This is a genomic window from Vreelandella lionensis (genome assembly GCF_002087295.1).
Lineage (GTDB): Bacteria > Pseudomonadota > Gammaproteobacteria > Pseudomonadales > Halomonadaceae > Vreelandella > Vreelandella lionensis.
The window spans coordinates 74,708-87,526 of record NZ_MWVI01000076.1 but is presented as its reverse complement, the minus strand read 5'-3'; the positions used below and the strand labels follow the sequence as shown (position 1 = coordinate 87,526).

Genomic DNA, 12,819 nt, shown 5'->3' with positions numbered 1-12,819 from the left:
CGCGTTACGGACTAGTCTGACTAACCACGTCACAACGCCCGCTGAACCGCCTGCTCCGCGTGGATCTCAGTGGTATCGAACAGCGGCACGCTCGTATCCGCTTGCTGAATCAACAGGCCAATCTCAGTACAGCCTAAAATCACGCCCTGCGCGCCGCGCTCAGCCAGCGAAGCAACGATATTTAGGTAGTCAGCTTTGGCATCTGCTTTTACCACGCCCAAGCACAGCTCTTGGTAAATCACCGAGTGCACGCGCTCGCGCTGTGGCTCAGTGGGCACCACCACCTCGATGCCATGGCTCTGAAGGCGCTCGATATAAAACCGCCTGCTCCATGGTAAACCGCGTACCTAGCAAACTCACGCAGGTAATGCCCTGCTGTTGCAGCACCTGGGCCGAGGCATCGGCGATATGAAGCAGCGGAATGGAGACCGCCGCTTCCAGCGGCTCGGCCACCTTGTGCATGGTGTTGGTACACAGCACCAGAAAATCGGCCCCTGCCGCCTCGACCGCTTTGCCCGCTGCTGCCAGTATCTCAGCGGTGGCCTGCCAGTTGCCCTGGTGCTGCAGCGTCTCTATCTCGGCAAAATCGACGCGGTACAGCACCACCTTGGCCGAATGCAGCCCGCCCAACGCCGTACGCACATGCTGGTTGATGAGGCGATAGTAGGTCTGCGTGGATTCCCAGCCCATACCGCCGATTAAGCCGATGGTTTTCATAGAGTCGCGTTCACAAGTTGGTGCTTGGAAAAGGATATGCTGAGAGTGCTACCCCACCTTCAGGCAGGGCTTCTCACACATTAGCTATTAGCGTTCTCTTCGGCCACCTGACGCAGCGCATCCACCAGCACGTCGGCGGGCTGAGCACCGGAAATCAGGTAGCGACCATCCAGAATAAATGCCGGAACGGCGTTTACTCCCGCATCCATAAAGCGCTGCTCGGCTTCACGTACTTCCTCCGTGTACTGATCGGAGCGGGCGATGGCCTCGGCGGTGTCGCCGTCCAGCCCAACCTCAATGGCCTTCTCACGCAGCACCGCTGGGTCGGCGGGGTTTTTCCCTTCCCCAAAATAGGCCTCGAACAAGGCCAACTGAAGCGCCGTCTCTTGATGTTGGGTTCCAGCCCACGCCAGCACGCGGTGGGCAGCGAAGGTATTGTTCGCCCGGCGCTCCAGCGCGCCACGGAAATTCAGCCCAAGCTCTTCAGCGGCGGCCATAATCTCGCGCTGGGACTGCTCCATGGTGGCCGCGTCTTTGCCGTACTTGCGGCGCAAGTGCTCCAGAATCGGCTCGCCTTCAGGCGGCATATCGCGGTTTAGCTCAAAAGGCTGCCAGACCAACTCAACGTCGATCTCGCCCTTGAGTGTCTCTAACGCTTGCTCCAAGCGCCGGTAGCCGATGGCGCACCACGGGCAGGCCACATCAGATACTAGGTCGATTCTTACCTTTTGCATTTCGCTTACCTCTTCGACATATACCAAAATTCGATCAAACTAAAAAAGCATGGTACGTGTATATAGTGAGTAACGGCAGTACTGATAAGGAGATCGCCATGGATAAAGCAGCGATAGCACTCATCACCGTGTTGCTAATAAGCGGGTGCAGCAGCAACACCGCTTCATCTAGCGCGCCTGCTCCGGATACGGCAACCGAGCAACTCCAGCCCCACCATCAGCTAGCCGACCAATGGATTGGCCGATGGACAGGCGTAGAAGGATTATTTCTGGACATCAGCAAAAACGAACCTGCAGGCCCCGGCCACTATCTACTTGAAATGCAGTATGGCCTGGATGCTGATCAACGCGGCACCTTCGAAGGCCAAGCAACCGTCGAGGGCATCCGCTTCAACCGCGAGGACGGCCAACACTTGCTCCGAGCTGGCGATGGCGACGCCACCGGTATGACATGGCTATTGGAAAAGGAAGACTGCCTAATAGTTAAAACAGGTGAAGGCTATTGCCGCGACTGATCTACCCGTTGGGCTATCAAGAAGTGGCACGGTGACATCGGCTATTCGTACGACAGTTCAGTCAACTGGCCCGGCTTATCCAAGCTGTATTCGCTAAAATCCCGCGCCAAGTAGAGCGCGCCTGAATAGACGCTTTGCGCCTCTTTACGGATATCCTCAATGGAGGGAGAAGTATGGGAGATAAGCGGATAACGAGGGCTGAAGTGGGTTAGCACTAGATTGGGCAGCGTGACCCGCTCGGCAAACGCCGCCACCTGCTTGCCGTAGCTATGCCCTACCTCACCGGCCTTCTCTGCCATCTCTTCGGTGTAGGTGGCTTCGTGCACCAACACCTGCGCCCCGGCGCACGCCTGCGCCAACAGCTCAGGCTGGTCGTTGTCGCCGGCAATCACCACTTTTCTAGGGGCGTGTTTGAATAGCAGATAATCCCGGCTGCGCAGCGGCTTGCCTTCAAACGCCACATCCCTACCCTGCTTCAGCTGCCCCCACAACGGCCCTCTGGGAATGCCTTGCTGATCCATTTGTCCACATCCAGAGCAGCATCCACATTGCGCTCGGTGAACGCATAGGCATAGCACGGCACGCGATGGGAAAGCGCAAACGTCTCCACCGCCATGTTCTCAAACTCAACGCTGGGCAGTTCGTCCGAGCAGATGAATTCCAGCGCGAAAGGCAAGCTGAGCTGCGTCACCTCACACGTCGCTTCCAACCAAGTTTGGATACCGGCAGGGGCCACAATGGTCAGCGGCGTTTTCCGGCCGCCCATTCCCGCACTCGCCAGTATGCCCGGCAGCCCATAACAGTGGTCGCCGTGCACGTGGGTAATCAAGATGGCTTTCAGTGAATGGAACGACAGTTTCGTATGCAAAACCTGATGCTGGGTGCCCTCACCGCAATCGATTAGGTACCAGCCCTTTCCCTTGCTCTCGCGTAAAGCGACGCCGGAGACATTTCTGCTTTTTGTTGGTACTCCGGCGGAGGTTCCAAGAAACAATAAGTTCATAGATTGATCATGATCTCGCTTATTCACTCGCTTTAGGACTAAGGCACCGGATTGTAAGTTATTTAAACTTAAACAGTAGTGCTTTTACAATGAACATCCGGCGTACATTAATGCAATTGAAGATTATGTGCATACTGCAAGCTTGGCGGATGCAGCTTACGATTATAACGTTTAGCACTTAACCCATAATGCCCCAAGATGCGGCTCGAAACGTCCGACAGTCTTGGTTTGTTATGTACGATGTTCATCGGGGTAATGACATTAAAAATGAGTCGACCTTTTCAAACATATAGTCATTGGGATCATCTCCCTTCTCTTTCATGTCGAGCATATTACATAGATCTTCATCTGTCAGATTAATTATTAATTTACCATGCTCTCTCATAGCGCCTTGAGAAAACTTCAATGCATTATCGCTAATCCCTTTTCTTGAAATTATAAAAGCTACTGATCGAAGGGCCCTTTTATGTAGATATTTTTCAGTAGTTAATACCTGTCCCTGGCTTATCTTGAGCTTATAATTCTTGAACTCAAACACCACGTATCTACTGTCCAACTCATTGCATATAAACATCCAAAAATCTGAAACTGTTCTTATTCTAGTAACAAGGTCAAATCTATTAATCCCATCATCAGTGCGTTGCTGATTTTGCCAGCCGGTTAGATCCAAATCGAATAGGTATTTTAATATTTCGGTGCATTTCTTCTCATAATCTGACCACCCTTTCTTGCCACCGGGTATACTTTTTAATTCTGTGCATAAACATAGCTTACTCGAAACAAAACCAATAAACCCCTCTGATTTTGGCCTATCAATCGGTTCTGAGGACTTAATTTTGTTCAGCTTATTTTCTTTCGAAGAAGACTCGCCATCATCTTCAAGTAAGGATGATAGCTTTTCAGATAGTTCTATTGACCCTAACGCCATATTAAACAAATCAGATCTGGAGATAACTACAATCCCCAACTTCTCTAACTCTTCAATATACTCAGGTCTAACATTGCTAGAGACAACCAATATTCCATTAGGTATATCAATTATATCCATTAACCTGAGAAGTTGTTTGGTTGATTTTTTGAGAAGAGATGTGTTTTGAGAGCTTTGACGATAAAACTTAACTTCTACCACATACCTTTTGTTTTGAAGGATTGCTGAGAAATCTAATTCCTCCATACCTCTATCAGTTCGGTACATCCTATTCTCATCATCAATTTTAAATCCCTGATGACGGAAAATATCTTTTACCAAAGCTTCAAACTCAAAAAACTCTCTCATTCTCTATGTATCCTTAACACATGACGACCGCAGCATGCGCGGCTTTGAAATGGATGCGAAACCGCAGCGTAAAAGACGTCGCCATGCCTGCGGTTGTTATGTTTTCTTACGCTTCATTTTTATTCCGTCGATTCCGATTTCGACATACTCCCAGTCGGAGAACAGGCTAATAGCAATCGATCCCCCACCCGCCACTATCAAAGCCACGATTGTTGATGTTGCTACACCAGCCGACGGTGCAAATGCTGCGACTGCTCCCGCGCCAACTGGGCCAGATGTAACCACCAGAGGAATTGCGGCGATAATCCCTCCTACCGCTGCAGGCCCCCAGGATTTTGCCAGCTTTACAGCCTTTAGCTTTTTAACCAGAGCATCGTTATGTGTGACTATCTCGTGAGCATCAGACGGTCATTGCCGCTTTTAATTCACTGATACTGGAAAGCTTCTTTGATCATCTTCTTGACTCTCCGATAGAAACATAGTGCCCGCAACAGAGGAAAATTACTCGCTGACGCTCCCAATTTTCCCGGCTACTTTTCTTTTTAGGCTTTTCACTTTAACCCCGCTAAATAGACTAACTCTTGAACCACAACTCTGATTTCTGGATTTATTTTATCAATGTCGTTTCTGACCGCATTGAATCTTCGACTATGCGCTGATTTATCACCAATATCTTTTAATTTTGGAAGTGCCTGCCGCGCATTCCGACTTAGGTTCCATGACGACTCAGATAGCGTTTTAGAAATTAGGTCAGAGAGATAAAAAAAATCACCGGCTTGATTCTTGATATTCTGAGCTATATTTTTATATTCAAATGATTCAATAATTAGTGTTTCTACTAGTCTTCTTATCATCACTGCACAAGAGTCGTACCAACCATTTGTGTATGTTCCATTTATTTGGTGAGTAATACGCTCCAAGTACCCTCGGGTTCCTCTGATAAGTGTGAATGGTATGACTGGCTGACCTATAGCCTCCAACCCTCCCTCTGGGGGTAATAATGTATCTTCACAGTCTTTTTCGATAGCTGTGATTAGACTTTTGATATCATTGGATGAAATCATAGTATTACTTATTAAAATCCTTTAAATGCTTCGCCATACTTTCAAATATTTTGTCTATCTGCTCTGCGGATGACTCGGGCGATATGTAAGATGTACGTTAATATGATGTTCTGGAGTATTGTTCAGAACTGTTGGAACAGTTTGATTTTGAGTATGAGCTGGAACCGTAGGAGGTTGGGTGGCAGGATTTTCTTCGACAAACTCAAGTTCCGGCTTTTCGGTCACTTTTGCTTGTTTTTTATTATCTTTCGGTGATGACTTTTTTGTGCCTTCTTTCTTCGCTACAGCCACATCGGCTTCTTTTGGGTCAGCCTTCAATAACAGGATGTAGAAACGGGCAAACATTTTTGCTGCTGGCTCACCACATCGTGCATGACTCATAAACCAATTTGTCACCTGTTGCAGGTCTGAATCAGCTGAATGAAATAAGTCCTTTAATTCCTGTGGATAATATTCTTCTATCAGGGCTTCACATACGGTCTTGTATTTATGATCATCTCTCCAGTCGTATGCCCGATCGGTAGGCTTACCATCTTCATCAATTATTCCAATTTTCTTAAAGGGCCCAATCAGGTTTGATCTCGCCGACGCTTCTCCCATGGAGAGAGCCGTTGCCAAATAAGTAGGAGTGACTATAGCTGGCACTTTCCTTTTGAACAGATCTCTAAGTTTCCACCAGCTACTACCAGCTATCTTTGGAAACGATGCATCTCCATTTGCCATATTATTTTTCTCCTAGTTATTAAAATATATCTGAACTGAGCCTAACAGTGATTATACGAAAAGCTATATATCCTCAATAAATGTGTCCGCTCATTCATTGAGGTTATGTAGCCAGATCATTTGACTTTATCCACTGATTCGCCAGTAAGCAAAGAAAAAATAGGTGGCATATCCCAAAGTCGTGTGTGGCTCGCTTTGCACTGCATAATAATGCCGCATAGAAAACCACTACTCTGCGGCCTTTGAAGCTGATCAGGCCTCTAGCGGCCAACCAAGGCAAAGCGCGAACTAGCGATTTTGAGTGGCAACCCAACCAAGACTGCTCCTAACTGAGTGCAATGCAAACCATCTCCCTACCAAACCACTGCTGCTTAAGCCCCCGCTGCTTTTCCAACAGCAATGTGAGGTAGTCGCGCAACGGATGGACAGATGACAGCGCAGCAAGGTGCTTACGAAGCCGCCGTTGGTAAGGAAACTGCTCGGCAGGCACATGCAACGGCGTGGCGTTTTGAGTAAGCCATTCAATGCCGGGCAGGAGTATATGCGTGGCGTTGCTGTCGAGCGCTAGCGTGACGCCTTTAACATCGAAGTCCCCGGCGTAGATGTGTGTTCGGCGGGTTTTGTGCCAAGCATCAACCAGTAACGCAAAGCCACCACCGTAGTGGCTGTCACCGCGGTAGACGATCAGCGGGTTTATGTAGCCGCTTAGTGATGGTATTTCTGGTGAGAACTCATAGAAGCTGTCGAGGTTTTCGACCTGAATCAAGGCGCTAAACGCGCTCAGCTTTAGGCCGAGTACATCCACATCGCGAATAGCCCGTGGCTCGTTGGCAAGCCCCGCTATTGGCTGCGGCGGAAAGCTGACGAGTACCCTTCTTGCACGGGGGCTTTCGCGGGTGGCTTTGTCTTCCTCTACGCCTTCTTTTGCCTGGGCGCTGCTGGTCAGGCCGCTGAGTGAGCGGCCTAGCGGCGCTATGCGGGCGCTTTCTAACACGTCATTGATCTGCGCCAGCAAGGCGGTGTCAAAGCGCAGCGCTTTACTGTTAATTCGCGTGGCCAGGTCAATGTCGTGCTGGTGGCACCAGGCCACTACGTCGTCTACCCACTGGCGGCGCGGCTTCTCCACCGCGGGTTGGCGGAGAAGTTCGCGGGCGACGCCGTTTAGGCCATTGCGTGCACGGCTGGGTAGGTTCATACGGCCAGCTGCAGTTCTACATCGTGGATGAGGCGCAGGTGATTGAATTGGCTGGCCTGGCTCTCCTGCTGTTTGAGTCGAAACGCCTTCTGGTCGCTGCGTGGCAGGCCCTGGTATTCGGAAATCACCTGGAAGAGCCATATCTCATCCGGCCATTCCAGCGGGCTTGCGTGCAGGTAATCAAGGGCGCTGACCGGCTTCGCCTGGGGCTGGTCGATCACACTTAAATAGAAGTGTTCCACATCCTGCTTGAGCGCCTGCTGGCGGGCAGCGGCGAGGCTGCTTTCTTGCGCTTGGGCAGGGGCCGCCGCTTCTACGGTTTGCGTGGTGTGGCGCGGCTGGGGTAGCCGGTGCAGGAGGTCGGCGAGCAACCGGCACTCCAGGTTGCGATCCAGCGCCGGGGCGGCAGCAGCGCTTAGCGGGGCGGCCTGATTGACCAGCCCTGGCACCTCGCTGCGCCGGGCGTAGTTACCCGGCACAAAGCCGGGGTGTTCGCGCATAAAGGCGACCATGCCGCTGATCAGGCGGCTGCGCGCCTGTTGCTTGCGAAAGCGCGCCATCAGTTCAATCAAGCGCCGCTGCACTTCGCGCAGGCTGGTGTAGTGGTGGCTTAGCTGCTGTTGTAGCTGGCTGATCAATAGTTTGCGCAGGCCGCCGTCGCTGCCCACAAGTTCGATCAGCTCGTCGAAGTCGATCAGCGCCAGGCCGTCCAGCAGCCTCGCGATCTGCTTCTGGGCGCGGTCGTTTTCGCGGATCTTGTCGTTGAGCTGGCTGACAAAGCCGAAATCGCTATTCAGCCGCTGCCATAAGCTGTCGATGGCATCGGCAAAGCGCCCGTTCAGGTCATCGACCTCCTGGCGCAGGCGCATCAACTGCTGCTCCAGCCGCCCGTGTTCGCCGCGGCTGCGCGCCTCCCGGTAGCTGTGTACCAAGGCGCGAATCAGCTCCAGGGTTTCCGCTACATCGGCGTTCACATGACGGCGGGTCTCGTCGGCGAGCATCTCGGCGATCAGTTCACGCACCTTGGGCGCCAGCTTCACGCCGCTCTGCTCATCCGGTCGCCATAGAATGCGCGCCGCCAGCAGCTTGCGCAGCGCGCTGTCGCTAAGAGATTCCAGCGGCACTTCATCGCGGGTGTAGGCCTGCATCAGCACATCGGCGTGTTTGCCGAGCAGCGCCAGCCGTTCACTGCCGGTTTTGAGCAGCCGGCTTTCGAGTGCATGCTCACCGCCACTCACAGAAGGGCCTCCTGAGCGCCAGAGCCCTCCTCGCTACCCTCTTCGATGGGCAGGTTCTCTTCATCGCGAATAAAGCGCACCATATCCACCAGGTAGTCGATCTTGCCGGTGACCACAAACACCTGCCGCTCTGAATGGGGCTGGAGCAGGTAGCCATGCTCTTTCAGGCGCTTGAAGACCTGCTTTACCTGGGCGTCGAGCTGATCACTTTGCGAGCCAAAAAAGCTGTCGGTGGCCAGGCGTTCCAGGCGCTCGCGTAGGCTTTGGTTGTCTTCGCACTTGGCGCTGAACTCGGCGGGTTTGAGTACGTCGCCGGGGGCGGCCAGGGTATCCCGGCCCAGCGCCTCTTGAACCAGTTGCAGCCACTCCAGCAGCGGCAGCAGGCTATTGAGGGTATCGCCGAGCTGACGGGAGAGCTGATCCCGTGCGCTGTCGTTAAGCTGACGCCAAGCCAGAAAATAGACGCTGCCGTCTTCGTTGCTGGCCAGCCGCCGGTTAAGCGGCCGCAGGTAGGTATCGATCTCTTCGCGGGTCTCTTCATTGGTGAGATGACGATAGCCGCTCTCATCGCTGATCGGGCAGACAAACTCACCGGCCAGCAGGCGCTCTAGCAGTGGGCCATGTTCGATCATACCGTCACCTCCTGCTGACGTTCCTGGAGCCGCTCGGCCAGGCGGCTTAGCCGTGGCTCGATGCGTTTTAACACCCGCTTGTTGGGGTTGTCCTCATCGCGGTCGATCAGATAGCGGTTGGCGAACAGCAGCAGCACATCGGACTCAGGGTTGGGGAAGGCGCCGACGATATGAATGCGGTTGCTGTCGCAGGCGTCGAACAGTTTTTCGACGTTGTGGTACGCCAGGGTGCCGATCTCATCGATGGGCCAGTGGATGGCGATCTCCGCATCGCCGCGCAGCAGGCGGGTAAAGGCGAGCAGGAACTTGCACAGAATCAGGTACGCCATGCCGTGGCTAGAGGACTCCAGCAGCTGGCGGTCGTTTTTGATCACCAGATCGGTGCCGCCTTCGTTCAGGTGCAGCTCCAGGCGCAGCAGGCTTTCAAAGCTGTACTGCTGGTCGCTGCGCAGCAAATCGACCACGTCCGCCAGGGCGTTGAGGTAGTCGTCGCTCGGCAGCGTCTGGCCGGATTCCCGCCACTCTTTATAGCGCTGGGCGAACAGCTTCAGCGGCTCCCAGAAGGCCAGTTCATCGATGGTGGACTGGATGCGCACTTCGGCCTTGGTGATGCCTTCCAAACGCAGGTCATCGGCGACCTCTTCAGAGAGTCGGCGGCTTTGGGCGCTAATGCGACGGTTCAAATCGCGGAATACGGTGAAGAACTTATCCAGGTCGTCGCTTAGGTTGCGCCCTTCCTGAATCAGCTGCTGCTGTTGATCTTCGAGCAGTTTGAGCATGTCGCGCAGTAGCGGCAGCTGTAGGCGCGGATTGTCGCTCTGCAGTTTGCTGCGCTCGCTCTCCAGCGCTTCGGCGAAGCCGCTGCTGGCGTCCTTGATCAGTTGGCTTTCTACTTCCAGGCAGCCACGGCGCAGCTGCTCGATAAGCTGGTGGCGATTGCCCAGTGCCTGGCGGGCGCGCTCAATGCGCTCGTCCACATCGCCCAGTGGCGCGCTGGGCGCTTGGCCGTCGGGTTCAATGGCAAGGCTTTCCAGCTGGGTGAGCAGCGGCTTCAAGGCTTCCAGGCAGGCGTACTCACTCTCCCGCTGGGTTTTCAGCGTGCTGACCGTGCTTTGGTGGGCTTTGCGCGCCGCCTGAAAGTCGTTTTTTAGACGCTCTTTATCACGCTGAAGCTGCTGTTCGGCCTGCTCCAATTCGGCTTCTTGCGCGACCAGCTGCGGCTTGTGCTGGCCCCACTCGACGCGCATAAAGCGGGTGTACTCGGTGAGTTCATCCTGACGAGCGGCGGTGACGCGAATGCGTTCCTCCTGGCTGGCCAGCCGCTCCTTGGTATCTTTTAGCTTGGCGGGGTCGACGCCCTGGTCGGCCAGTTCCTGGCTAAAGGCCTCTTCAAGTTCCCCACGCTGGCGCTGGTGCTCGGTGTTGGCGTCGCTCAACTGCTGCTTATACTGGCGCAGTTGGGCATCCAGGCTATCCACCTGGCTTTGGCCGTCGGCTTTTAGCTCTAATAACTGGCTTTGATGGGTCTCGCTAAGGGCCGCAAGCGCCTGTTGCTTCTCTTCGCGCAGCTCCTTTTGCGCCTGCTCTTGGCGGGCTAACGCGGTTTGATGGGCGGCGCGGCGCTCCTGCTGGCGCTTGGAGTGGCGCTCGTGCTGCTGGCGGCGGGCCTCTATCGCAAACTCGACTTCCTGCTCGGCGCGCTTGGGGGCCATGCGGCCCTGATCCTGGGCTTCATCGGCCTGCTGCACTCGCTCGTTATGCTGTTTGAGCGATTTTTCGGCGGCTTGGCTCTCGGTCTGCACCCGGCGCTTGGCGGTGTCCGCTTCTTCGATGGCGGCCAGCAGGCTGGCTTCATCCTGGGCGTAATCTGGCAGGGCAATGGCGGAAAGATCCAGCGCCAGCCCGAACAGATCAACGCTCGCGCCTTCTGCCAGTTGCGGGGCGAGGGCACGCCGCTCCAGCAGCCCGGCGCAATCACCTTGCCTAACTGCTGCTCCCAGCCGGGGCGATGGTAGCGCAGGAAGTGTCGCAGGCTGCCCTGCTCCGGGTCGCGCTGCTGATAGAGCGCAAAGCAGCGCTGCTCGGCGCGCTCTAACTGCTGTCGAAGTTGCACCAACTGCTGTTCGGCGCTGTCCCGCTCGCGTTTGCGGCTTTCAAACTCCCGGCGCAGGCCATCCAGAGTAGCGGCCGAGGCGTTGCGCTCCTGCTGGGCCTGATCCAGGCGCGCCTGGGCAAGCTCCGCCTCGGAAGCCTCTTCGGCGGTCTGGGTCGAGAGCGAGAGGTGCGCTTTCAGTTCGGCGAGTTGCTCAACGCCGAGTTCCAACTGCGCCTGATACTCGCCTTCCAGGCGTTGGCGCTCCTGCTGGTAGCGTTCGTTGAGCTGCTGTTCGGATTCCCACTGCTGCTCCCGGCGCAAGGCTTTCTCTTCGACCAGGGCGTCGATCAGTTCCTGGGATTCACGGGTCTGGCGGGCCAGCGCCTCAGACAATTCGCGCAGCCGACCATCCAGGCGAGCTTGGCTCTCTTTTACCGCGTCCTGCATCACGTTTGGGTGGGTGCGCAGCTGGTCACGCTGTTCCCGCCACTGGGGCAGCGCGTTGATGTCGCGCTCCAGGGCGGGCATATCCGCCTCGGCGTATTGCTCGTACTGGGTTTGTAGATCATTCAGGCGGCGCTGGGTCTGCTGCAAATCGCTGACCACTTCGCTGTGGCGGTCGTTTAGCGCGTCCCGCGCCTCATTATAGTCGCTCTCCCGCTGCTGGAGCTCGCGGTGATGGCGGGCAAGCTCGGCATTTACATCGGCCATTTGCCGCTCTGCTTTCCGGCGGTCTTCTTCTAGCTGGGGCTTCAGTTGCCACAGCGTGGCATCCAGGTCGGCGCGTTCAGGATCAATACCGGCGGCCGGGCGAGAGAGGCCTGCAGCGGTTCCAGACGCATGGATTGGCGCATCTGGGCGATCCACTCCCGCGCCTTGGTGTTGCGAATTCGAGTTACCGGCAGCTCGACGCCATCCTCTTCGAAATTCGCCGCCAGCATGGTTTTGAGGGTGTCCATCTTGCCCTCTTTGGCATGCACCGCCGGAGACCAGCTTTTCGATATGGCGGATGCGCCACTCGGGCTTCACTAGGCTGAACTGCGACGCGATCTGACGCAGCTTGAGGCCGTCGCGGCTGTTGCCGTGCCGTTGGGTAAAGTCGTTTTTGATCACCGAGCGAAATTCAGAGGTAGCGCCCAGTTTGGGCGACACCGGCGTGCCGTTGCGTCGCAGGCCGCTGGCCCCTGGGTGTAGTCCAGCGCCGCTCCGCCCGCCTCGCTCTCTACCAGATAGTCTTCCGGCTGATAGGGCGCGCCAACGAATCGGTACTCCACCCCGCCTTCTGCTTTGCGGGTCAGCACCGCCTGGCAGATATTGCCCGCTTCGCGGCGGTATTCGTACACCAGGTAGCTGTTGCGGTTGGGCAGGTAGAACGCATCGAACTTCATGCGCGTTTTGGGCACGACCTTGTTAGGTAATTCGCCGTAAAACACCGGCACCAGCCGCTGCAGCGTGGTTTTACCGGAGGCGTTGGTGCCGCAAATATTGGTGTGGCCATCCACACTGAGTTCGACCACCCCGTTTAAGTGGCCGTGAATCATCACGATGCGTAGCAGGTGGGCCATGCCGTGTCCTTGATCGTTTAACGTCCGAAAACGCTATCTTGCCAGACACCTCCAGCGCTTGT

Annotated in this window: 9 protein-coding genes and 3 pseudogenes; 2 read left to right on the top strand and 10 right to left on the bottom strand. The window is 55.1% G+C overall.

The genetic code is table 11. The annotated features are described in order from the left end of the window. Nucleotides 1–29 precede the first annotated feature (29 nt). Together B4967_RS11285 and B4967_RS11280 are read right to left on the bottom strand one after the other, a co-directional pair. A pseudogene (locus tag B4967_RS11285) lies at nucleotides 30–717 on the bottom strand (aspartate/glutamate racemase family protein). Nucleotides 718–797: 80 nt separating this feature from the next. Then, entirely contained in the window at nucleotides 798–1,451 is a 654-nt protein-coding gene (locus tag B4967_RS11280) for a DsbA family oxidoreductase (protein WP_083025264.1), read from the bottom strand. 98 nt (nucleotides 1,452–1,549) lie between these two features. On the opposite strand from B4967_RS11280, the gene B4967_RS11275 reads away from it, so the two are divergent. Continuing rightward, nucleotides 1,550–1,966, top strand: a complete 417-nt coding sequence (locus B4967_RS11275; protein WP_083025263.1) for a hypothetical protein — start codon at nucleotides 1,550–1,552, stop codon at nucleotides 1,964–1,966. 41 nt (nucleotides 1,967–2,007) lie between these two features. On the opposite strand, the pseudogene B4967_RS11270 reads toward B4967_RS11275, so the two are convergent. Next, nucleotides 2,008–2,969, bottom strand: a pseudogene (locus B4967_RS11270) (ribonuclease Z). Between the two features lie 244 nt (nucleotides 2,970–3,213). Beyond that, entirely contained in the window at nucleotides 3,214–4,245 is a 1,032-nt protein-coding gene (locus B4967_RS11265) for a restriction endonuclease (RefSeq protein ID WP_083025261.1), read from the bottom strand. 34 nt (nucleotides 4,246–4,279) lie between these two features. Between B4967_RS11265 and B4967_RS18060 the strand changes: the two genes are divergently transcribed. Further along, nucleotides 4,280–4,642, top strand: a complete 363-nt coding sequence (locus B4967_RS18060; RefSeq protein ID WP_161491503.1) for a hypothetical protein — start codon at nucleotides 4,280–4,282, stop codon at nucleotides 4,640–4,642. A gap of 154 nt (nucleotides 4,643–4,796) precedes the next feature. On the opposite strand, the gene B4967_RS11260 is transcribed toward B4967_RS18060, so the two are convergent. From B4967_RS11260 to B4967_RS20930, 6 genes and pseudogenes are all read right to left on the bottom strand, one after another. Next, complete coding sequence (locus B4967_RS11260; protein WP_207953619.1) at nucleotides 4,797–5,309, bottom strand: hypothetical protein; 513 nt, start codon at nucleotides 5,307–5,309, stop codon at nucleotides 4,797–4,799. Nucleotides 5,310–5,363: 54 nt separating this feature from the next. After that, nucleotides 5,364–6,032, bottom strand: a complete 669-nt coding sequence (locus tag B4967_RS11255; RefSeq protein WP_207953618.1) for a DUF5343 domain-containing protein — start codon at nucleotides 6,030–6,032, stop codon at nucleotides 5,364–5,366. A 325-nt stretch (nucleotides 6,033–6,357) separates the two neighbouring features. Further along, nucleotides 6,358–7,227: a DUF7281 domain-containing protein gene (locus B4967_RS11250; protein ID WP_083025260.1), complete on the bottom strand. Its 870-nt coding sequence runs from the start codon at nucleotides 7,225–7,227 to the stop codon at nucleotides 6,358–6,360. Then, the gene (locus B4967_RS11245; RefSeq protein WP_083025258.1) at nucleotides 7,224–8,465 is read right to left on the bottom strand and encodes a hypothetical protein; all 1,242 of its coding nucleotides are present in this window, start codon (nucleotides 8,463–8,465) and stop codon (nucleotides 7,224–7,226) included. The genes B4967_RS11250 and B4967_RS11245 overlap by 4 nt, the downstream gene beginning before the upstream one ends. Then, a complete protein-coding gene (locus B4967_RS11240; protein WP_083025256.1) occupies nucleotides 8,462–9,097 on the bottom strand; it encodes a condensin complex protein MksE in 636 nt (211 codons plus the stop codon). The genes B4967_RS11245 and B4967_RS11240 overlap by 4 nt, the downstream gene beginning before the upstream one ends. Further along, nucleotides 9,094–12,757, bottom strand: a pseudogene (locus tag B4967_RS20930) (ATP-binding protein). Before B4967_RS20930 ends, B4967_RS11240 begins: the two are co-directional and overlap by 4 nt. Nucleotides 12,758–12,819: the final 62 nt, after the last annotated feature.